We start from the raw sequence: 24,523 nt of genomic DNA, 5'->3' as shown, positions 1-24,523 counted from the left end.
GAGGGGTTTCCGTGCCATCGCCCAGAACACCAAACTTTCCTAACGGAACGTTAACGCCAATTGTACAATTGGCTACCCATGAAGCGTCCCGATGGGACGCACAGTTGATATTACCGCTTTGCAGGATTTCCGTGCCACCACCCTAACCCATCTAGCCCTGATCCGATAGTTATCGGATGAAATGGATCCCGATTGTTCATCGGGAGCAATGAAAAGCAGGAATAACAATAATAATCGCACTGTAACTGTGCTCCGAAAATTTAAAAAAAAACGCTGAACACATGAATAAAAAAGAGGTCCGTGAAGACACGGACCTTAGCGAGGAGGAGTTGACAACTTCAATAGCAATTTGCATAGGAAAGTTGTCAATGCTAAAATTTTAGAATTTAGCAGCTTCGCCAGCTTTTGGCAAGGCTTTCTTAATAAATTCGCGGATGTGGTTATTCGCCGTTTTCAGGTCATCTTTACGCAGGTACATCATGTGCCCACTGCGGTAACCTTCCCAGCTTATTCTATCCTGCAGCTTGCCCGCAGCATCTAACTGCCACATGCTGTATTTGGCATTGAAATAATCGCAGGCGCCATCGTAATAGCCCGATTGTACCAATAAATGCAGATAAGGGTTTGATGCCATTGCCTGACATAGGTTATCACCGGTCTGATCGCCGGTTTTATCCCAAGGGTAAACTGACCCGAACATATTGTATTTTAAATCGGTTTTATAGTTCAGTTCGTTGCGGATGTACATATTGATAGCCGGTGTAAACGAATGTAGCCATGAAGTAAGTTCTGCATTATAATCTGGTCCTTCGCCTGCAGTCATTTTATCTATTCCGCGGTAACGCGAATCAAGCCTTCCAACGGTAAAGCCCTTATCTCTTAACAGTTCTTTCCAAAAGAAATCAGTAGGCACATTGAGGTTATAAGCCAATATCACGTTTTCTGAAAGGCCAGAGTAACGGGCCATTTTTGCTGCAATAGCCTTCTTTTTATCGGCGCTTAACATGCCTCCCTGCGAAATGGCGGGAATAAGTTCGTTAATGGTAAAACTTTCCACTTCTGGCAACATGGCTGTTAAATCTTTGCTCTGCAAATCGGCAGCTAAAGCTTTATGGTACCAAGCTGTGGCCGCAAAATAAGGCAAGCGCAAGGCTGCATCAACAGGTCCGCTACGATCAATTCCGAGCTCTGTTGGCGAAACCAGTACCACACCGTTTAAATACATCCACTGACTGTTTTGCAACTCTAAAGCCAAACCAGATACGCGTGTGGTGCCGTAACTCTCTCCGATTAAAAATTTTGGAGAAGCCCAACGGTTGTTACGGGTTACAAAAGTATTGATCCACTCGGCCAGGTATTTGATATCGGCACGTACCCCAAAAAACTTATTGGTCGGAATATCTTTACTTACAGCCCTCGAATAGCCTGTGTTAACCGGATCGATGTAAACAATATCGGCTACATCTAATATAGAGTATGGGTTTTCTTTATAGCCGTATGGCTGTACCGGATATCCTTCATCATCAATATTTAAGAGCACAGGGCCTGTGTAGGCAATGTGCATCCAAACAGACGCTGAGCCCGGGCCTCCGTTAAAAGAAATTACCAAAGGCCTTTTATCGCGGTTCTGAACATCGCTACGCTCATAATATGTATAAAATAATCCTGCAATGGGCTTGCCATCCTCATCCCATACGGGCAATGTACCTGTTGTAGCCTTATACGGCACTGCTTTACCATCAATATTTACCGAATGGTTGGTTACTACACTGCTCTCTACTTTAATGGTTCTTTCGTTTGCTGATGATTTGGGTTCATCTTTAACGGTAACCTGTGTAGTGGTTACGGTTTCTTTAGATTGGCTTTTTCTTGGCCCTTGCTGTGCCTGTGCAAAGCAACCTGCACATAAAAATGCGGCTAGTATAAATCTGAATTTCATTGAGTTTGGTTTGGTTCCTAAATATCAAACTAATGTACGGTTAATCAAAAATCGCATTAGAAATGTTACCATAAAAAAGCCAGCACTGCTTTTGGCAATGCCGGTTCTGCAAAAAAACTGCTGTATTGAAGCAGTAGACTTTTTATATAAAACTTAAATTACCACAGCTTCGGCACTTGCATCTCCAATCTGCCAGCCTATTGTTGGATTTCCGGTAACCAATACATCTACAAAATATTCATAATAAGATCCAGCTTTGTAACCTTCAAAAGTATCGGCGTAAATCGGACCTGAGGAATGAGATACCGAAGTTAGCGGAACATTACCCTCACCCTGTATGGTTACTGTAATACTCGAATAAACCTGGCCAGTGGTGTACTGAAGTGTTGCCACTGCAGCCAGGCCATTACTGGCAGTAAAATTTTTGGTAACGGTAACCACACCCCGGCGCATCACTTTTTTTGGCGAAACGGTTAATTTCTCAGGTGTAAAACTACTAAACAGGCAAACTGTAAAAGCTAAAGAAGCTACAAGCAAAGCAATTGATTTTTTCATTTTCTTTTGTTTAAATAGGTTAAATTTTAATTAAAACTAATTGGTGTTGAGCACCAGAAATACAAATAGCATCTTAAACCGCAGTAAAATTGATTAAACTTAAAATACAGGTTAAAATAGGAGCTTGTTAACTAAAGATAATGCTTTATTATAGAGGTATTTTTTCAAATTAACACGCAAACGTTTGACTGATAAGTGAATACCTCAACATCAAAACTAACCTAATTAAACACCTATGACTGTTTAATTTTACGAATTAAATCTATTTAAAGCTTAAGTAAACAATGGCGAAAACGGATACAGCACAATCGTTTGCTTAACACGTTATTTAAACTTCAGGGAACAAAAAAGCCGACAAGCCTATTGCGCTGTCGGCTGAGAAAAGCTGATTATTAGATACGGGGTAATTATTTTAATGCTAAAATCTCTTCATCGGATAGTACACGGTTCCAGATTTGTAATTCGTCCAGCTTTCCTTTAAAACCACCCACCGTTTGAAGCGGGAAAAAGAGCGTTTCGGATTTACGCATTTTTGTTTTGTCTTTATCGGTAAACACAATCCAGTTATCATACAATCTCTTTTCGGGTTTGCCATTGATGTAGAGACTAGTGCCTTTATTGGTGCCGGTTATTACTACATGTGTCCAACTATTTTCAGGTAAGGTATAATCAAAATCCATATCATATCCATCTCTTGAAAATCCGAGTTTGCCTGTACTTTTCTGTTTTAGTTTTACAATGGCATTAGGCGATTTGAATAGAACGGCATCCTCTAAATTGTGCTCAGCCGGATTTACCCAAAAAGAAACAGTATAATTATATCCTATTTCGGTGTAGGGCAATTTGGCATAACTATTCTTCCCCGAAAATGATAAAGCATTTTTTGAATATCCAGCTGCATAAACAGCGCCTGTGGTGTGTATGTTGTTTTCTTGTTTATCAAAGTTAAAATGGACGGTAAAAGTTTTTTCGCTTTTGGAGATCTTCCCACCTATATTTAATGATGGTCCTTCGCCAATTTTCTTGCTCCGGTTATTAAAGTCTTCGAACTTTAAGGGCACATCACTTCCTCCCCACATTTTTTGAGATAATACCTGCATTGCCGGAAATACCCTGTCGTGCACATCTTTTTCTGTAATTCCGTTGCCTACTATATCATTCCACACGGCAAAAGAGCCGCCCAAAATAGTTGGATCGCCGGGAGAAAACCTAACGTTTCCGATCATAGAAGGTGTCCACTTATTATAAATATTTTTAATATTCAGGTAATCATAATAGTAGCCAGCTGCAGGCACAATATATAACCATCCATCTGGAGTACTGATCTGCTTGTACCCCAGTTTTTTCATTTCAACAGGATCTGCATAACCATTATACCAGGTATTCATCACCACATTGTCTACTTTTACCGGAGTAGTGCCCTTAGCATGTGTTAATGCGCCCCAAAGCCTCACATCTTTTCCGAAACTTTCTACATATTTAATCATATGATCGGTAAAGTCTCTAAAAACTTCGGCATCTTTTTTAGCGTATTCATCGGTACCAATGTGAACTGCTTTTCCCATAAAAACAGGTTTACTGCCCGAAATATACTCCTTAAATACGTTTTCCATAACAGTATAGGTAAGTGGATTGTGCAGATCGAGATGGTCCATCCCATAGGCCTTGCTGCCAATTTCGGGAACCACTTTGGTAAATGCAAGCGCGTGTGCTGGTGCATCAATTTCTGGGATAATCCTAACTGCGTAATCACTGGCTAATTGCTGTAAAGCCATAAACTCCTTTTTGGTATAAGAACCATCTTTTGCGGTAAGTCCAGGGTAAGTGGTGTTTTCTAAGCGAAATGCCGAATAGGTTTCATCCCAATTATCGTTGAAATACTTTTTAAAGCCATTATCATTTAAATGGATCTGAAAATCGTTCAATTTATAATAGGACATGAATTTCACGTAATCTCTTAAAAATTGCAGACTAAAGAACTTACGGCCCACATCGAGCACAAACCCGCGTACTTTAAATTCTGGATAATCTCTTGCCAATCCTTTTGGGATGCTATTTTTCTGCTCCAGTAACTGCAGCAAAGTCCTTGTTCCCCAAAACAGCCCCTGATAATTTATCGCACTAATGGTAATATATTCATCTGTATTAAAATAGTAACCCTCTTCGCCAATGCTTTTATCTTTTGCATTTAAAGTGAGTAAAATATCTCCTTTCTTAGCTTTACCTTTTACAATTGCGAAGCTAAAACCCAATTGATCTTTCAGCTCCTGTTTTAAAATATTTGCGGCGCGCTGTAATTCTTTTTCATGTACTGCACTTAAAACAATCCTGCTTGAAGCGGTTAAAGAAATATCACCTTTACTTCCATGCCATTCGCTCAAAGCAGGAATTACGAAAGGCTGAGGGTTTACCCCACCATCTGGAAATTTCCCCGGAACAACAACCTGTTTTGAAATATCGTATTTAACCGAATCGCTGGTGTTATTGATGAGCTGAAAATAAAGATCGACTTTTGAGGCCACCAGCGGAGTTGTGATATTGCCATTTTCATCAACAACGGACCCGCGGTTACTCCCTTTAAACACAAGATGGTATCCATTTGGGCTTTCAGGAAAAACAATTTTCTTATCACCCAAGCTTATTGCCTTAATATTAGGTATCGACTTCACGATTGCACTGTCGGTTTGACCAAATAAAAAACCTTGTGTGAGGATAATTAAGCCAACGGTAAATAAAATATTTTTCATGTATGATTGTTGATTGTTTTTAAGTGGATTTAAAAACCGGTTAAGCTTATGTCTTTTCAATTTCTCAGTTTGCAGCCGATCAATTTTCAGTCAATAAAATTTGGTTAGCGTATCTGTTAAAATCAGCTTGGACTTAGCTACAGTTCCTGCCCAGCAAACTATATTTATCACTTTATGCTGATAAAGATAAACTAAACTTTATCACACCATTAACTTAGTTGTGCGCAAACGTTTGCCTTGCCTAACATTAAAACCTAAAAAAAAGCCGGCATCGCTTGCGCAATACCGGCCAGTAAAAAGGGATGATTTAATTATTTGTCCCACCAAACTTTACCTACCAGCTTATCTCCTCCCGGAACAGCAGCCGAAGCTGCTTTGTAATTTGCAGCATTAGAAACACCTTCGGAAAGTGGGTAAGGGAAGCGGCGCGGAATAGAACCTCCTGTATTGGTATTTGGATAAACAATAGGTACCAGTGCTGGAATTCCCGTCCTTCTCCAATTAGACCAGGTTTCGTAAAAATCCAACATGGTAATGGTATGTGCCCAATATTGGGTTGCAATCATATCCAGGCCATTTGCAGGCACATAAGGGTGTGCGGTTAAATATGCGGCGGCATCAGTAGCATTTACCGTCATTGTGGCATCGTACTGCGATAAGTAGGTCATGGCCGAGGTTACGCCTGCATTATAGTGCGTAGCCGCCGAGCCGCCAATACCGTAACGTTGTGCTGCTTCTGCCCAAAGCAATTCGGTTTCGGCATAGGTAAGGATAAAAGTATTGCCATCTCTTTTTAACATGCCTGGATTTGGAGATGAATAATCAGTAAAATCGGTATATGAAGGGTCCTGTCTAACATCTCTTCCTGCAATACCACTCAAATCTTTACCGTTCGGCATACCTTTCTGTACTGCAGCTGTAGTAATGAAAGCTGGGTTTTGCGCCTTGGTACCATCAGTCAGATACAACTTAGTTACGGCTACTTTACTTAAACGGGGGTCGTTATTCGTTTTTAAGTAGTTGATAAAGGTACTGCTCCATCTGGTGTAAAAATTTTCCTGGCCACCATCGCCCAATAAAACCTGGGCATTTCTGTTTTGGGTAACACGGCTACCGTTAACATCGTGTTTGAAGAAAGCATTATCTGCATCTCCGGTCATGGTTTTACCAACTGCTTTATTAATGTACGTCTGCGCTAAAGTAGCATCAGCCTTAGTTAGCCTCATGGCCATGCGCAGCATTAAACTGGCAGCAAAGCGTTTCCATTTAGCAATATCGCCGGCAAACACCAAATCGCCGGTAACGGCATCGCCACTGGTACTTAAAGCATTGCCCGCTTCATCAACCTCTTTCAATAAATCGGTATAAATAGCCTGCTGAGCGTCATATTTAGGGTATAAATTTGCGGTATAATAACCTTTACCTGCATCGAAATATGGTATATCGCCGTATAAGTCAGTTAATCTTTCAAAAATCAGGGCTTTCCATATCCTGCCCATTTGGTAAACATTATTGTACTGTGCTTTCCCTTTGGTAAATTCGACAACATCGGCAGCATATTTTACCTGATCTGGATAGGCCTTTTCCCAATAAGCAGCGGTATAGCCTTCATTCAACATGTATTTATCGCCTGCCCAATAACCAATTACCGACGATAGCCCCTGCATCATGGTAGAGGCATAGATTAAATTTCCCCTCCAGGTTTCGTAGGCAAAATCGATGCTTCCAGTATAGTTTAGCTGTGCTGTTGATAATAAATAATTGGGATTATATTGTTCTTGTCCAACCGAAACCGGGTCGGTGTTGATTTTTTCAAAGTCTTTGGTACAACCAGCTATCAGTGTTAAACCAGATAAGATAAGTGGTATGTATAATTTTATGATCGTTTTCATTTTCAATTCGTTTAAAGGATTATAACTTAACACTTAAATTTAAACCATAGGTGCGAACAGGCGGCACACCTCCCAACTCCATACCCGGAAATGTTGCATTATAGCTCGATTCAGGGTCGATATTATCCGTCTTTTTCATCAGGATGAATAAGTTACGGCCAACAAAACTTAAATTGAGTCCTTTAATTTTATTATTGAACATTTTTGCCGGAAAATTATACCCTAATATTACCTGCCTGAATTTGATGAAGCTGGCATCCTGAACAAATTGTTTTGAAACATTGTTGGCATAGGTGGTGTAGTAATTGGCCGCATTTATGCCCAATGCATCACGGTTTTCTAAAGTGGCTTGGTGAAGTCCGAAAACATAACCATAGTAATCGGTTGCCGAGAATATTTTTCCGCCCCATTTACCATCTATTAAAAACGAAAGGTTTACACCTTTATAGCTAAATTCGTTGTTCCAGCCTCCGGTCCACTTGCTAAAAGCAGAACCGTAAGCTTTTAATTCGCCTCTTTCGGGCGCTCCATTCGTGTCTTTAACGATATTTCCATTGGCATCATATTTAAAATCGTAGGCCATTACCTGTCCTACCGGCAATCCGGCAATATTTTGTAAAAAGCCAACATTGCTTCTAGAAGTAGCCAATAGTTGTGAAGCCGTTCCTGGGGCCAGTGTAATTACCTTGTTATCGTTATATGATCCGTTTAAGCTTGATGTCCAACTGAAATCTTTATTTTTCAAAACAACACCCGAAACTAAAGCTTCCACACCTTTATTCTGAAGCTCGCCGATATTCAAAGTAGCACCATTATAACCGGTTGTGGTTGAAGTAGGAACATCTAGAATTTCATCTGTTGATTTCTTATCATACCAGGTTACATCTAAATTTAACCTGTCGCCGAAAAAACGCATTTCAGTACCAATTTCAAGTTCCTTTGCTTTTGAGGCAAATAAAGATGCATTTGGGATGGATGGATTTACAATATTACCAATCGGGCTTCCATTAACTGTTTCACTCCTTAAGTTATAGTACAATTGTGTTTTAAATGGCAGCGCACCTTGGCCAACAACAGCATAACCAGCTCTTAATTTACCAAAGCTTAAGAAAGATGGTTTCCATAGCTCTGAAAACACGAATGAAGCACTTACCGCAGGGTAAAACACGCTTAATTTATTGCCTTTACCCGGCGTTGCCAAAGTAGAGAACCAATCGCTTCTTCCACTACCAGTCAAATAAAATATATCTTTATAGGTTAATTCCAAAGTACCATAAACCGATTGTGTTTCCTGATCGCTCTGCACAACGCTAACTGTTTTTCCGCCGGTATTGGATAAAGTATAAATACCAGGTATCTGGAAAGAGCCACCCTGATTGGTAGTTTGTGTAAGCTTAGTTCTTCTATAACTGGCTCCAAAGTTAGGCGTAATTGATATGTCGTCTATTTTGAAAGATTTGCCAATCAAACCATCCACATTGATATCAGAAAAATTTGTTAACTGCTCAGTGTAGCCTCCATCTGGATCATAAGCAGTTCCTGAAGGTGTAACGCCAATATAGGTTTCATTGTAAGCATCTCTGCCTGCCCTGGCCTGTAAAAACAATCCATTATCAAAAGTATATTTGGCGTTGGCTGAACTTAATAAGCGCTCTTTCTTGGTGTTATGAATAAATTCGTAAGCAGCGAACCATGGATTTGTAGCATAAGGGTTACCAGTATTATAAAGGATTTCGTTTCCTTTATCATTTTTCCATGGTTTCAAATCGTTGATATTTACGCTGGTTGGTAAAAAAGCAGCATTGTAATTGGCATTACCGGCACCATCCGATACCATTGGGCGATTTTTAGCCTGCTCCAGTATGTAGTTAAAACGGGCATCAACTACCAAGTTTTTAACCGGATCAAAAGTGCTTGATAAGGTGAAATTCTGTCTGTTCAACCCCGAATTAGGCACCACAGAATTGTTATGCAAATCACTTCCCGAAACCCTTATTACCCCGCCGGTAAAAGTTTTATTTAAAGCCAAAGTATTGGTAAAGCTGTTTCCTGTTCTATAAAAATCTTCGATATTGTTTTTCTGGGCAGAATAAGGTCCGCTTACCCCATCAAACTGGATTACGTTCGATCCATCTAATGCTGCACCCCAACTAGATCCACCGGTAGATGCTGCAGCCAGTTGCGTTGTAGGCTTTTGCCCGTTAACACCCTGCCCATAAACGTACTGCCAATCGGTCCTATCCATTACCTGCTCTCCTACATAGTTGCTGTTAAATTCTATGCTGTTTCCTTTTCCACTTTTAGTGGTAATTAAAATAACGCCCGATTTTGCACGGTAACCATATAATGCTGCCGCAGCTGCACCTTTTAATACAGAAATGCTTTCTATATCATCAGGGTTTAAATTGCCAATCGCGTCACCACGGTCGGGGGCATTATCATATTGCCCACCGTTGTTACCAACAGAATTGGCATTAAACCTACCAACAGGCTCACTCTCCATTGGGATACCGTTAATCACATATAAAGGCTGACTACTCTGCCCTAAACTGGAAACACCTCTAATAATAACACTGGTTGCAGCACCAGCTCCACCCGAAGTAGAGCTTACATCTAAACCTGCAACTTTACCAACCAACGAGTTTAAAACACTGTTCTCTCTGGCCTGTGTTAAAGTTTCGCCGCCAACCTGCGTTACCGAATAACCTAAAGCCCTTCTTTCCTTTTTAATACCCAAAGCAGTTACCACTACATCGGTAAGCTGCTTGGTATCTTCGGTTAATACGATTGCGATACTGGTCTGCGATCCGATTGAAATTTCCTTTGTTTGAAAACCAGCATACGAAACTACCAAAATGGCATTATCAGGAGCATTTAAAGAGAACTTTCCGTTTACATCGGTAGATGTTCCAATTCCGGTTCCTTTAACCCTAACCGTTGCGCCAGGCAGTGCCCCGCCAAGTGCATCTTTTACCGTTCCAGAAATTGGAACTTCCTTATTCTTGCTAATTACAATCAAGCCGCCATCAGAAACAGAATATTTCAGGTTCGTTCTGTTCAAAATAGCTGCCAGCACATCAGTTACCAAAGTGTTGGTTACAGTAATACTTACGTCCTTATTAACCGGAACGTAAGAAGAGCTGTACACAAAATGGTAGCTGCTTTGCTGCTCAATAATCTGTAATACCCTGGCCAGCTTTGTTTTCTTAACATCTAACGAAATTTTTTCCTGAGAAAAAACCGATGCCGAAACATTAAGACAGGTAATGAAAACCATAATACAGGCTAGTTTCATTAGCATAATGAATTTTAAAAGCCTCCGGTATGCCGGATGCCCTTGCAGTAAGTAATAATAAATCATATTTTTGTTTTTTTTGGTTGCATAAGTTCTTGGCAGCGATCTGTTTGCGCATAAACTGCCATTAATTGATCAAAAGAGAAATATTTAAGGGCGGTGCTCCAACACCGTCCTTTTTTTATTCCTACTTCGAGATGGTTACCTGTTTTCCTTTTATCTCATATTTAAAATTGTTTTCTGTTGCTTTTAAGGCGTGTAAAACTTCTTCTATACTTTCGTTTGTAATGGTTGCTGTAAAACGGTATTTTTCTATCGAAGGATCGGTAAATCTGATTTCGACGTTATACCATTTCTCTAGCACGTTCTTGATCTCATCAAAATCCTGATCGTAAATTTCGATTCGGTTTTGCGTCCAGGCCGTTTCTACGATGGTGCTATCTTTAATTTTGGTGTAATGGTTTATGGTAATCTCGGGCTTTGGGGCCTTGGGCTTCACCAGATTGTTTTTAACCTGTGGCGCTACAGTTTTATAAAAAGTAACCTTTTGGCTGGGTTTTAAGGTAATGGTACCACCGTTGCCATTTACGGCCTCCATGGTAATCAGTCCCCTTATCAATGTTGCTTCCGAAGTAATTTCATCGGGATAGGCCTTAACATTAAAGGCCGTGCCCAGTACATTTACATTAAAATCGGCTGTGTGTACTTTAAAAGGTTTATTCTTATCGTGTGTTACATCAAAAAAAGCTTCGCCGGTTAAGGTTACTTCGCGGCATTTATCGTTAAAGCCTTTGGAAAGGGTCAAAGTACTTTTCGCATTCAGCAGTACCGATGTGCCATCCTGAAGCATAATTTTTTTTCGCTCGCCGCCTTTCGTAGCAAAACTAAACACTTCGCTTACTTGGTCTTTGGCATTATTGTAATGGTTATATACATTGTACAACAGCACGGCACCTAATGCCAAAACAGCTACCGCAGCCACTTTTAGCCAGATATAATTTTTAAGCTTAACGGTTTCTACCTCCGGAAACATGGTTTCTGCTAAATTTTCGCGTTGTTTATTTACCTGGCGCTTATTGCCGCTCAGTATCACATATAATCTTTTCGCTTCTGCTATTACCGCCGCCTGTTCTGGATGGGCATTAATGTACTTTTCCCAATATCCAATGCAAAGCTTGTCGGTTCCAGCGCAATATTGCTGAAAGGTGCTATCGACAAGAAAATCTTCTGCATTGAATTTACTTCTATCAACCATTCTAATTTGCCTTTTATATATCAGTGCCCAAAAGCTTTACTTTTTCCTAAAGAAATTTTAACTTTTTTTTAACACAACCGAATATATGCCTTGCGATAGCTTTAAATGAAGAAATTTAATTTGCAGAATCTTGTTCAGAAGTTTAAGAAAAGGGGGGAACGCGGGGAAAACTTCAGCAGTCTGATAAGGAATTTGAGCGTAGGAAGGCTTAGGAAGTTTCTTGGCAGTTATTTTTAAGATTTCCGAAGTCAACAGCCCCCCATTCCCCCGTTAGACTTCGGAAATGGCGCGGCTAAGAATTAAACTCCTTCCGAAGGATTTTCAGTGCATCGTAAATGGTATTGTAGGCTGTTTTAATGGTCTGATTGCTCTGTTCGGCAATCTGCTCGTAACTTAAGCCGTCAAAAAATTTTAGATGGATTAACTGTTTCTGGCGAAAAGTTAGCTTTTCGAGTGCGTTTTTAAGCTGGTGCTTAACCAGTTCATCGCTTTGCACCTTAACAATAAATTCTTCATAGCTTATTTCCATCCAATCGCCATCTGCACCTGCGTTAAAAAGCGCATCGCTAATTTTACGTTTTCTCTCCAGTATTCTAAGCAGCTTACGTTTAAGAAAGGTACGGAGATAGGCCTCAACGTTATCTACTCGGGCCAATGTTTCGTGCTTATCCCAAATGGTGGTAAATACCATGTCAGTTGCTTCGCTTGAGGTATCTGCATCGGCACAAACCCTTATTCCGAAATTTACCAGTGGATAATATAGTGCTGTGTAGAGATCAAAAAACGCATCTTTATCGCCAAGCCGTAACCGTTCCCATAATAAGTGATGCGTTAGTTTATGATCCATTAAGTTTGTTAAGTTGTTATCACAATATTAACTAAAAACAACAATATTATTACCTACGAACTGGAATAAATGATTAAAAATCAATCTATAAAAAACCTTAGGAATCTAAAAAAACCATATTTTACTTTGAAAACTTCCTGCCGTATGCAGTGACAAATCAAAGTAAGTTTACTTTAAAAAACCTCGCAGGTTTAATTCGTAGTTTGTATTGCTTTTAATGGCCTCATTGAGGGCTGGGCCGTTTAAAAACCTGCGAGGTCTAAATTTGAAATGCCTGTGCTCAAGCGGTAGCGGAAAAATTAAATTACTTTAAAGCCGTTTTGCTAAAAATGTGGTATTCGCCGGGCGCTAAAGTCTGTATGTAAATACTGGTGCTTAAGCTGTTGCTTGCGCCTACTGCATCAAGCCATACACCTGCCGATCCGAAATCGATACTGGCCGTTTGGGCCACTACATCAAAATTACCAACTACAACAACGGTATTGCTGCCTTCAGTTAGCTTAATATATTTAATGCCCCCTGCCAGGTTATAGGTAAAATTGGTGGAGTTGAAAATGCTGTTGTTCTTTTTTAGCCTGATAAATTTGGCATAAGCATCGTACAAGGCCTTTCGGTTCGGATCGCTATAATACTCCCATTTAATTGGTTTTTCGCCGGTTCTGCCATTAAAATCGATGTTGATATCGTAGCCCAGTTCTCCAAACTGCCAAACCATTTTAGGTCCGGGGATAGCGAATAAAAAGGCAGCCGCAAGTTCTTCACGCTTTAACGAGGTAGCCAAGTTGCCTTTGATTACATAATTGCCAGATGCATTGCCGTAACTGATATTCTTAAAATTCAACCGCTCTTCATCATGACTTTCGCCATAAGTAACCAGATTCTCAGATTTGGTAAAGCCATGGTTGGTGTAAAATCCCCATTGAAAGTTCGATCCGCCCAGCCAGCCCATAGTAGCTTCGTTCATATCGTGGTTCAGGTTGTTCCAAAGCATCATCCCATCATCGGCCAAAACCTTTTCTTCTGTTTCTTCTGCAAAGTGTTCTAAAATCACATAAAAATTAGGATCAATATTTTTAATATAACTGTTATAATCTTTCCAGGTTGCAACGCGGCCAGCATCGTAAAGCCTAAACTGTGCATCGTCAGTTGATGATTTCTGTGTAAAACCTTTTGAAAGGTCGAAGCGGAAACCGTCAATTTTGTACTGCTGCATCCAAAACTTTATTACATCTTTCGAGAATTTTTTAGTGGCCTGGCTTTCATGGTTAAAATCGTAACCTACATTAAATGGGTGTTTCGCATCAACATTAAACCATGGGCTGGATGTTGTAGGTTTCGAACCATCAAAGTACAACTGCACCATTGGCGATTGCCCAAATGAATGGTTCAGTACCATATCCATAATCACTGCAATGCCCCTTCCGTGGCATTCATCAATAAAATTCTGCAAAGCCGTTTTGGTGCCATAGTATTTATCGGGTGCAAAATAAAATGATGGATTATAACCCCAGCTTAAATTTCCTTCAAACTCATTAACGGGCATCAATTCAATGGCGTTAATACCCAAACCGATTAAATAATCCAGTTTAGCCAGTGTTGAGGCGTAGTTATGATCGGTAGTAAAGTCGCGGACCAACAATTCGTAAATTACCAGGTTATTTTTATCGGGGCGCGAAAAGCCAGTGTTTTTCCAGGTATAGCTTGGCTGGTTAGCCTGCATCACGCTTACAATACCAGTAGTTTTGCCGGTAGGATAAGCTTTTAAGTTTGGATAGGTTGCGGCCGAAATATATTGATCGTTATCTGGATCTAAAACCTTTTCGCAATAGGGATCGGCTACTTTAAGGTTCCCATCTACATAAAACTGATAGGCATATTCTGTATTCGGATTGAGGTTATCAACCTGTATCCACCAGTAATTGCCATCCGTTGTATTTTTCATGGCCGTTGTAGACCAGTTGTTAAATTCGCCAATTAGCGAAACGGATTTTTTGTTCGGCGCATACAGGGTTACAATGGCCGATGTTCCATTATTGATAAACACCACGCCATCTTTGGCACCCGCAGGTAAATCGGCCTTTTGGTTGCTGGGCGTTGGCTCCATACTACCATCCGATGTTTTTTTACAGGCTGTACTAAATGCTGTTACCAATAGCAACAAATAGACAATCTTTTTTGCTTTTTTCGTTTCGTGCAGATACGAACCAAGGCAGTAAATCAATTTTTTCATTTGGTTAGGGATTTTTATTTATGGGCATAATTTATCCTCGGTCTGTGTCCTCACAGACCGAAATATCATTAATGAAAATTTTGTTAATGGTCTGTGAGGACACAGACCACGGAATACGGGCACAGGCCACTGAATATATTACACAGATCTATTTTCTTCTAATCCGAGCTTTGAGGCTAACACTTCATCCGTTTTCTTTGGTTCACGGATAAAAACATAACAGATTACGGCAGCCAAGATCATCAATCCGCCCCCTAACTGAACAGCCAAAAGCCTATCGTTATTTAATACGTTGCGCATCAGCCAGCCAAACCCCAGTGATGCAATAATCTCGGGCAACACAATAAAGAAATTAAAAATTCCCATGTAAATCCCGATTTTATCTTTGGGCAGCGAGCCGCTCAGCATGGCGTATGGCATGGATAGGATACTTGCCCAGGCTATGCCAACCCCCGTCATACAGAGATAAAGCATATTTTTATCGTGCACCCATGCTACGCTGATTAAGCCAATTGCCCCACAGATTAAGCATAGTGCATGTGTGGTTTTACGGCCTAAGGCATCGGCAATTTTTGGTAGCACTAATGCAAAAAGAAATGTAATTACACTGTAGTAGGCCAAGGTTAAACTTCCAAAATCTGCTCCCTGCGCGTAAACCGGATCGGCAGCATCTTTACCACCAAAAACATTTACCGCAACAGCAGTGGTATAGTAAAACCACATTAAAAATAAACCCGGCCAGGTAAAAAACTGGACCAAAGAAACAATCTGCATTCTTTTTGGCATGTTCTGCAAGGCACTAAAAATTTCTTTGGCGCCGCCACCAAAGCCTTTATTGCTTTCCTTTACCTTTTCTTTAAAGTCTACATCCTGAGGCGGATATTCTTTCGTGGTAAAAACTGTCCACAATACGGCAGCAAAAAAGAAAAATGCACCGATGTAAAACGAAAATTTCACATTCTCTGGAATATTGCCCTGTTCTGCGGTATTGGTTAAGTGGAAAATATTATTCATAATCCAAGGTAAGGCCGAGGCTACACTGCCACCTAAACCAATCATCATACTCTGCATAATAAAGCCACGGTTAACCTGGCTATCGGGCAGTTTATCGGTAACAAAAGCACGGAAGGGTTCCATGGCAATATTTCCGAAAACATCTAACACCCAAAGCAGGCCAGCGGCCATCCACAATACGCTGCTATGCGGCATAAAAATTAAGGCTATACTGCTTACAATTGCGCCGATCATAAAATAAGGCCTTCTTCTGCCCCATTTCGGGTGCCAGGTATGATCGCTTAAGTAACCGATAATGGGCTGAACCAATAATCCGGTTAAGGGGGCTGCCAAAAACAACAAAGGAACCTGATCGGGATTTGCGCCAAGGTTTTCGTAGATACGCCCCATGTTGGCACGCTGTAAATCCCAACCAAACTGGATCCCGAAAAATCCAACACTCATGTTAATAATCTGTACCAGTGTTAGTTTGGGGTTCTCGAATATTGTTTTTAAGCTCATTTTTATTTAGTTTAAGCGCTAGGCGCGTGGCGCATGGCGTTATATTTAGTTCAATTTAATCGCTTGGCGTTAGGCGCGCTTAGCACTTCATTTTACCACCGGGGCTAATGCCTCAGTGTTCTCTGTGGTTAATTATTTTTCCTTCCCCGCTCAACGCGTATCGCTAAGCGCATAACGAAATTGATTAAAATTCTATCACCTGTGCACTTACCGGCGCCAAGGTTACAGGTATACTTGTTCCTGCTGGTATGTTCAATTTCCTATCGGTTAATAAATCGGTAACGGGCGATGAATGTTTCACTTTCAAAATATGATCCGGGATTTCGATATTGGCTGACAGGGTTTGCGTTCTATCAAAATTGGCCACCACCAACAAGCGCTGTTTACCCGAATAGCGGATAAAGGCATACATGCGGTTATTCATATTGCCGGTAAGGGGTACGTCGTAAATTTCGCCATGCAAAACAGCATCACTGCTTGTGGTTACTTTCAATAATTGCTGGTAATCTGCCCTCAACCGTTTCTGATCTGCATTTAATTGCTGTCCATCAAACAAACCTCCGTTCATCCATTTCTGGTGATCTGGCACTCCCCAATAATCAAATATAGTGGTGCGGTTATCATCGCCACCAAAACCTTCCTGCCCTTTACCGGGTTCGCCAACTTCCTGTCCAAAATAAAGCATTACCGGACCAGCACCCAATGTTGCCGAAACAACCATTGCAGGTAAAGCCAGTTCAGCTTTTCCTGCAAATCCTGCAGAGGCAATGCGTTCTTCATCGTGATTTTCTAAAAAGCGTAACATGTGTTTGCCAAAACCAGCGCTCTCTACCTGCCACACGTGTTTAATTGCTGCCACATCTGCATTTGGTTCATTTCTGATCAATCTTTTAAGCCCATCATATAAGCCCACTTTATCGTATAGGTAGTCGAATTTCCCTTCTTCCAGATATTGTTTATACACTTTTGGATTATAGGCCTCGCCGATAAAAATTAAATTGGGATTCACTTTTTTAACCTGCGGGATTACCCAGTTCCAAAAGGCAATGGGTACCATTTCGGCCATATCGCATCTAAAACCATCAACGCCTTTATTGGTCCAGTAAGTTAAAATATCGCGCATTTTAAGCCAAACCGGCGGAATGGGATCAAAATACTGCTTCTCCCCTGCCTGATAATCTACACCATAGTTCAGTTTAATGGTTTCGTACCAATCGTCATATTTAGGCTGTGCAGAAAATACGTTGTTACCGGTAGCTTTTGCAGGGTTTTCCTCAAATTTCTGGTCCTGAAGTGCCGAAATTGGTGTTTTTTGTCCATTGGTAGGCGCCACTAAAGCCTGACCGGGGATATAATAAAAATCGTTTTGAACACTAAAAGATTTGCTTACATCGTCTTCTGCACCGAAATCGACCACATTTTCAGGTTTAGCGTAAGAGTGGTAACTCCTCGCTACGTGGTTGGGTACAAAATCGATCAGCACTTTTAGGTTTTGGCTATGGGTACGTTTAACCAAGGCCTCGAACTCCTTCATCCTGTTTTTAACATCAACAGCTAAATCAGGATCTACATCGTAATAATCGCGGATGGCATAAGGCGAACCCGCCCTGCCTTTCACTACATCTGCATCGTCGACTTTAATTCCGTAGGCCGAGTAATCGGTTAAGCTTGCATGGGCAAGTGCCCCGGTATACCACACATAATTTACATGAAGCTCTTTTATACCTGCCAAGGCTTTGTCGGTGATATCATTAAACTTACCCGAACCATTTTGTTCGATGGTTCCGTAAGGGATATTATTGGTATGCTTATTCCCAAATAAACGGGGCAATAACTGATATATAACGATCTGTTTATCGTTCATATTTTTACGCTGTTTTTGTGCAAAGGATGATAGAGAAATAAATAAAAGGATAATTACAGCCACATAGGCCATCGCATTAAACTTGCTTGGTTCTCCGCAATGACGGGAAATCGAAGCAAATTGCAATCCGTCTTCCATTTTACATTTTACCTCTACAATCATACCAATTCAGCATTATCTACTTCAATTTCGGCATTACCGGCCAGTTTATAACTCTGGTTACGGATGCCGATTTCTAAATTAACGGCGGTATTGTTTTTAATGCTGATCCCGTTTTCGGTAATGTTGATTTTTAGGGTTGCGCCTCTAAAACCAATGGTAAAAGAGAACGATTTCCATTTGCCCGGTAAAAATGGATTAAACTGCAGCTTGCCATCGCGCACGCGCATGCCGGCAAAACCTTCTACCACACTCATCCATGTACCGGCCATTGAGGTAATATGTAAACCATCTTCGGTATCGTTGTTATAATCATCAAGATCTAGGCGGGCTGTGCGTAAATAAAATTCGTAGGCACGCGCTTCATCATTTAACTTGGCGGCTAAAATGCTGTGTACACAAGGTGATAGTGAGCTTTCGTGTACGGTACGTGGCTCATAAAAATCGAAATTACGTTTCAAGGTATCCAGATCGTAATCTTCTTCAAAGAAATACAATCCCTGCAACACATCGGCCTGTTTAATAAAGCATGAGCGCAAAATCCTGTCCCAGCTCCATTTCTGGTTTATTGGGCGCTCGCTTGCAGGTAAATCTTTCACCAAAATCTGTTCTTTATCCAAATAACCATCCTGTTGTAAGAAAATGCCCAATTTCTCATCCTGTGGATAGTACATTTTTTCGATGATATGGGCCCAGTCTGCAAATTCCTGCTGATCGAAATTTAAGCTTTTTAGCAAATGGCTATATTTTTCTGGCTGCTGTGTTTTTACAATACCGGCAGCTTCTGTTGCATACTTCATACACCAGGTTGCCAGTAAATTGGTATACCAGTTATTGTTTACGTTGTTTTCGTACTCGTTTGGTCCGGTTACGCCGAGCATTACATATTGCTGTTTATCATGGCTCCAGTTCACACGCTGTTTCCAGAAACGGGCAATACCGATCAGCACTTCTAAACCAAAATCAAACAAGTAACTTTCATCGCCCGTGTAGCGGATGTAATTGAATATGGCAAAGGCAATTGCGCCGTTGCGGTGTATCTCTTCGAAAGTAATTTCCCATTCGTTGTGGCATTCTTCGCCGTTCATGGTAACCATCGGGTATAATGCGGCACCATCTTTAAAGCCCAGCTTGGCTGCATTTTCTATCGCTTTGCCCAATTGTTTGTGGCGGTAAACCAAAAGGTTTTTGCTTACTTCCTGTGGGGCCGTTGCCAGATAAAAAGGCACGCAATAAGCCTCGGTATCCCAATAGGTAGAGCCTCCGTATTTTTCTCCGGTAAAACCTTTTGGACCAATATTCAAGCGGTCATCTTTACCTGTATAGGTTTGAAAAAGCTGAAAAATATTGAAACGGATGGCCTGCTGAGCAGATACATCGCCCTCGATCACGATATCGCTTTCTTCCCATTTGGTTGCCCAAGCCTCGGTTTGCTCTTTTAATAACGTATCGAAACCTTTGGCCCTAGCTTTAGCAATAACAGATTTTGCATGCTTTAAAAGTTCTTCTTTAGGATAATTTTCGGATGATAGGTTTGCCGCGATTTTAACTAAGGTAATTTCGTCGTTTGTTTTTACCTCAAGCGAAAAAGTTTGTGCCACAAATTTCTCTTTGCGCACTGCTTCTGCATTGATTTCCAGTGTTGCCGAATTTTTATACAATTCGATATGGCTACCTGTGCAAACCTCAAATTCTGTTTTCTTTGTTCTTAGTTTGATGTAAGCTTCTGTTCCGGTAATCTCATCGGTAACCATATCCCAGAATTTTTCATCGTAGTTACTGTCCTGGTTTTTAACATCGCCATCAATAAAAGGCGTTAAGGTTAATGTGCCCTCAAAATTTAATGGTGTAATGCTATAGCGGATAGCACCAACTTCATCATCTGCGATGCTGCAAAAACGGATAGATTTTACCTTTACCGTTTTGCCACTTTTTAATTTTGCGGTGAAAGAGCGTTCCAGATACCCGGCGTGCATATTCAATATGCGTTTAAAACCGCTTACTTCGGCAGTTGCCAGATCGAGGATTTCTCCATCCAGTTTTACTTCAATACCTACCCAATTGGCAGCATTTAACACCTTGGCAAAATATTCCGGATAGCCGTTTTTCCACCAGCCCACACGTGTTTTATCTGGATAATAAACACCGGCAACATAGTTACCAGGCAAAGTTTCGCCGGTATAAGTTTCTTCAAAATTGGCTCTCTGCCCCATACGGCCGTTACCTAAGCTGAAAATACTTTCCGAAATTTTATTTAAATGTGGATCAAAGCCTTCTTCGATAATGTTCCACTCATCTGCTTTAATGTAATTTTTCATATTCTTATGCTTTCGTCATCGCGAGATGTCCCTTCGGCCGACGAAGCAATCTCTGTTCAAAATTCTTCCCCTAGCAATTGATACCTGAATTTCTTTCGTCTTAAGATTGCTTCGTTCCCCGCAATGACGGCCAAAGGCCTATAAACTTTCTAAATCTTTAACTGTCAATTTATCTAATCCGCTTACCACAACATCTGCATCAGTAAGTACACTTTTTTCACCAATACCAATGGCTTTCATTCCCCCTCTTTTTGCGGCTTCTACACCTGCAACGGCATCTTCAAAAACCACACATTCATTTGGCTTAAAACCTAACAGTTCTGCCCCTTTTAAAAATACTTCAGGATCGGGTTTTGATTTGGTAACCATATTGCCATCTACAATTTCATCGAAAAAATGTGCAAGGTTTGTTCTTTCTAAAATAATACCCGAATTTTTACTGGCCGAACCCAAGGCTAATTTATAACCCGCCTGTTGTATGGCAGTTAAAAAATCAACTGTTCCGGGCAAAACTTCGGCAGGTGTCATTTTAGTAATCATCTCTACATACCAGCTGTTTTTCAAGGTGGCCAGTTCTTCTTTTTCGGCATCTGTTTTATCTACTCCGCCCCAGCTCAAAATCTTATTTAAGCTTTCAACACGGCTTACGCCTTTCAACTGCTCATTCTGCTCTTCGGTAAAATCGAAACCCATGGTATTGGCCAAACGCTTCCAGGCTTTATAATGGTAAACGGCAGTATCAACCAGTACACCGTCTAAATCGAATAAACAGGCTTTGATGGAAGATGTAGGAGGTAATATGTTAGATGTGTTATTTTGCATGTTTTTATTTCTTGCCTTGGACTTAAGTCCAAGGCTATTATTTATTTCGGCAATTAATTTAATTCCAGTACCAGCGTAGTTTTGGCGGGCACTTTAATATTTTTGAAATCGATGTTTTCGCTGGTAATTACATTTTTAGCCTTTGTAATGCCTTTTGTTCTTTCGGCAAAGCGATCGGTATTTAATGTTTTTTCTTTCTCGGTATTGTTAACAATAACCATTACTGTTCCTTTTGGTTCTGCGTTATAGCGGAAATAAACATAAATATCATCCTGTGGCACAAACTGCATCAGCTTGCCTGTTTGCAGGGCCGGACTGTTTTTACGGAAGTTTGCCAGGGTTTTAACAAAATTAAAGGCTTCATTTTCCTTTGTTGTGCGGCCATTGGCAATAAATTTATCTTTTTTGTCACCTTCCCATCCACCTGGAAAATCAGAACGGATTAAGCCATCGGGATTGGAGAAGTTCTTCATCAGGATTTCCGTTCCGTAGTACATTTCGGGTATACCGCGCATGGTTAGCAGTATGCTGATACCCATTTTATATTTGTCAAAATCTTCACCCACCATAGAGTAAAAACGGCTCATATCGTGGTTATCCAAGAAAATGCAGTTGGTATTTGGATTTTTGTACAAGAAATCGTGTGCAAGTGTGGCATACAAACGGTTTATACCATCAACCCAACCGTTCTTGCCGTTTATACCCTCGTAAATGGCATCTTTCAACGTTGCATCGGTTATACCCTGTAAATGGGTATCAAAACCACGGTTTACGGTGTTGCCTCCGGTAAAAAAGGCCTGGTTGGCTACCGCAGTTACCAAAGTTTCGCCAAATACGGATAGGTGTGGAAATTCTGCCTGAACTTTTAGCGCCCAATCGGCCATATAAACCGGATCGTTGTATCCGTAAGTATCCAACCGAAGACCATCAATACCGGCATATTCAATCCACCAGATGTGGTTTTGCGTTAAATAATTCTGAACGTATGGATTGGTCTGATTTAAATCGGGCATTGAAGGTACAAACCAGCCATCCAACATCTGTTTACGATCGGCAGCTGAGGCATGTATATCCATTACGGTTTGATCGCGATAACTTGTTTGGGTATATTTTGGCCATTGGTTTAACCAGTTTTTCATTGGCAGATCTTTATAAAACCAATGTTCGGTACCAATGTGGTTGTGTACAATATCTTTAATTACTTTCATGCCTTTTGCATGAGCAGTTTCTACATATTTTTTATAAAGGGCGTTGGTGCCGTAACGGGGATCTATTTTGTAATGATCGGTTACCGCATAGCCATGATAAGAAGCCTGTGGCATATCATTTTCTACCTCAGGTGTCATCCAAACCGTGGTTATGCCTAAATCTTTTAGGTAATCGAGGTGATTAATTACCCCTTGGATATCGCCGCCATGGCGGTAGTACATGCTATCGCGGTTTAATGCAGTTTCGGTAAGTCCCTGAACCACATCGTTACTTTTATCGCCATTCGAAAAACGGTCTGGCATTAAAAGGTAAATAAAATCTTTGTTGGTTACCCCTTGAATCCTCCCGGCGCTTTTATCGCGGTTTTTTAATTCGTAGGTATAGCTGAATATTTTTTTTCCGTTAACCAGAAAATGGATTGGGAAGCTGCCTGGTTTTACTGCAGCAGAAAGTGTAAGATCGAGGAAAAGGTAATTGGGGTTTTCTACTGTATTAACCTTTACCAGTTTAACACCCGGATAGGTTAAGGCAACTGTTGCCTTGGCAATATTATCGCCATGAACAAGTAATTGTAATTTAGGGTTGTGCATGCCTGTAAACCAGAACATGGGTTCTACGCGCTCTAGCTTTTGGGCAAAAAGATTTATGTTGCCGAGCAATACGAGTAGGGTAATCAGTATTGTTTTTAACCCTGATTTACTGATATGGAACTGGGTTTTAGTTTGAGCATTATTTTTTAAAGTAAGAACGGGAGGGAAAATAGCTGAGGTAAGAAATTTCATCATGCTTAAACTTTGATTGGTTTAAAAACCCTGCAAAGATCAAAACGATCCTTACAGGGGTACTTTAGTTAATGATTAATTTTTAACAAGGGTGTATTTGCTTCCGGTTACATCTAGCGTAATGGTATAATTACCTGCTGTAGCCACTGCAATATCAGCGCCTCCAGCCGTTAAATTGCCACCGCTGCCACCAAGGTTAACATCCCACTTGTGATCTTGTCTGAATTTAATTGCCCCAACAGTAAGGTTGGCGGTAACTTTCCATGTGCCTTTACCATCGTTGATAAATTTCATGTCGGTATCCGTATCCCATTTACCAGGGGTTGCATCGCCAATAATGGCCCAAACCTTGGTATCTTCTATTTTAATGGTTTTAGCGGTCATGTTCACCGTTACCTGTTTTAAACCTGCAACTCCCGAAGCGATATCGCCACCGGTAGTGCTAATTGCTCCAGCACCTGCATCACCATAGGCTACATCCCATTTTTTCTCTGGTGTAATTTTAAAATTACCTCCATCAAACTTGATAATGCCGATGTATGTTCCATTACTGGTAAGCGAAACTAAACTATCGGCCGTTGCAGGGTTCCAGCCCTGGTAGTTACCGGGAACGTAAATCCATGCCGAAGCCAGATAAGGTGTTGCACTCAATGTAATTACGTTAGAATAGGTCATTGCATTTGCAGCAGCACCCGATTTTAACCTTACTTCTACCTGCGCAGGTGTACCGATGGTTGCACCAAGTGCCAGCATCATGGTGTTAAAATCGTTTACGGTTGGCGCATACGAAGTGGTTGTAATTACATATTCTTTTGCAGTGGCAAAGTTTTTACCTTTTAAATCGAACTGTAAGGTAGCCGTTACCGGAACAACGTAACCTGTTACTGTTGCAGCAGGAAAAGTTAAGGTAAGTGCCGGTTTAGTTCCATTTACCTGCGCCAGGCTTAACGTAGTGGCCGATGCCGTAAGGGTTCCGGCCGGGCTGATGTTTGAAACAGTTTGTGTTTCTTCTTTTTTGCAAGACCAAAGCGATAAGGCTATCAGACTTAAAGCAAGGGATTTTAAAAATATTGTTTTCATCTCTTATCAAAATT

14 protein-coding genes are annotated in these 24,523 nt (G+C 40.8%); all 14 read right to left on the bottom strand.

Going from position 1 to position 24,523, the window contains the following annotated elements:
* Positions 1–379: 379 nt before the first annotated feature.
* Positions 380–1,939 carry a S10 family peptidase gene (locus ACS5PU_RS15405; RefSeq protein WP_439460047.1) on the bottom strand — a complete coding sequence of 520 codons (1,560 nt, stop codon included), beginning with the start codon at positions 1,937–1,939 and terminating at the stop codon, positions 380–382.
* Between the two features lie 153 nt (positions 1,940–2,092).
* Positions 2,093–2,494, bottom strand: coding sequence for a hypothetical protein (locus ACS5PU_RS15400; protein ID WP_439460046.1), 402 nt, complete (start codon positions 2,492–2,494; stop codon positions 2,093–2,095).
* A 407-nt stretch (positions 2,495–2,901) separates the two neighbouring features.
* Positions 2,902–5,241 carry a family 20 glycosylhydrolase gene (locus ACS5PU_RS15395; RefSeq protein ID WP_439460045.1) on the bottom strand — a complete coding sequence of 780 codons (2,340 nt, stop codon included), beginning with the start codon at positions 5,239–5,241 and terminating at the stop codon, positions 2,902–2,904.
* A 311-nt stretch (positions 5,242–5,552) separates the two neighbouring features.
* Positions 5,553–7,133, bottom strand: a complete 1,581-nt coding sequence (locus tag ACS5PU_RS15390) for a SusD/RagB family nutrient-binding outer membrane lipoprotein (protein ID WP_439460044.1) — start codon at positions 7,131–7,133, stop codon at positions 5,553–5,555.
* Between the two features lie 19 nt (positions 7,134–7,152).
* Entirely contained in the window at positions 7,153–10,428 is a 3,276-nt protein-coding gene (locus ACS5PU_RS15385) for a SusC/RagA family TonB-linked outer membrane protein (protein ID WP_439460043.1), read from the bottom strand.
* A 187-nt stretch (positions 10,429–10,615) separates the two neighbouring features.
* Positions 10,616–11,683 carry a FecR family protein gene (locus tag ACS5PU_RS15380; protein WP_439460042.1) on the bottom strand — a complete coding sequence of 356 codons (1,068 nt, stop codon included), beginning with the start codon at positions 11,681–11,683 and terminating at the stop codon, positions 10,616–10,618.
* A 292-nt stretch (positions 11,684–11,975) separates the two neighbouring features.
* Entirely contained in the window at positions 11,976–12,530 is a 555-nt protein-coding gene (locus ACS5PU_RS15375) for an RNA polymerase sigma factor (RefSeq protein WP_439460041.1), read from the bottom strand.
* A gap of 304 nt (positions 12,531–12,834) precedes the next feature.
* Positions 12,835–14,760 carry an alpha-amylase family glycosyl hydrolase gene (locus ACS5PU_RS15370; RefSeq protein ID WP_439460040.1) on the bottom strand — a complete coding sequence of 642 codons (1,926 nt, stop codon included), beginning with the start codon at positions 14,758–14,760 and terminating at the stop codon, positions 12,835–12,837.
* Between the two features lie 138 nt (positions 14,761–14,898).
* A complete protein-coding gene (locus ACS5PU_RS15365) occupies positions 14,899–16,275 on the bottom strand; it encodes an MFS transporter (protein ID WP_439460039.1) in 1,377 nt (458 codons plus the stop codon).
* Between the two features lie 184 nt (positions 16,276–16,459).
* Positions 16,460–18,301, bottom strand: coding sequence for an alpha-amylase family glycosyl hydrolase (locus ACS5PU_RS15360; protein WP_439460038.1), 1,842 nt, complete (start codon positions 18,299–18,301; stop codon positions 16,460–16,462).
* Positions 18,298–20,616 (bottom strand): glycoside hydrolase family 65 protein, encoded by a 2,319-nt coding sequence (locus ACS5PU_RS15355; protein WP_439460037.1) that lies wholly within the window; start codon positions 20,614–20,616, stop codon positions 18,298–18,300. The genes ACS5PU_RS15360 and ACS5PU_RS15355 overlap by 4 nt, the downstream gene beginning before the upstream one ends.
* Before the next feature lie 138 nt (positions 20,617–20,754).
* Positions 20,755–21,438, bottom strand: a complete 684-nt coding sequence (gene pgmB / locus ACS5PU_RS15350) for a beta-phosphoglucomutase (protein ID WP_439460036.1) — start codon at positions 21,436–21,438, stop codon at positions 20,755–20,757.
* A 53-nt stretch (positions 21,439–21,491) separates the two neighbouring features.
* Complete coding sequence (locus ACS5PU_RS15345) at positions 21,492–23,432, bottom strand: glycoside hydrolase family 13 protein (protein ID WP_439460035.1); 1,941 nt, start codon at positions 23,430–23,432, stop codon at positions 21,492–21,494.
* Positions 23,433–23,504: 72 nt separating this feature from the next.
* The gene (locus ACS5PU_RS15340; RefSeq protein ID WP_439460034.1) at positions 23,505–24,509 is read right to left on the bottom strand and encodes a SusE domain-containing protein; all 1,005 of its coding nucleotides are present in this window, start codon (positions 24,507–24,509) and stop codon (positions 23,505–23,507) included.
* Between the last annotated feature and the right edge of the window lie 14 nt (positions 24,510–24,523).

Origin of the sequence: Pedobacter sp. GSP4 (assembly GCF_051857575.1) — a bacterium.
In the GTDB taxonomy this organism is placed as follows: domain Bacteria; phylum Bacteroidota; class Bacteroidia; order Sphingobacteriales; family Sphingobacteriaceae; genus Pedobacter.
The sequence above is the reverse complement of the archived record's forward strand: the minus strand, read 5'-3'. Positions and strand labels throughout refer to the sequence as shown.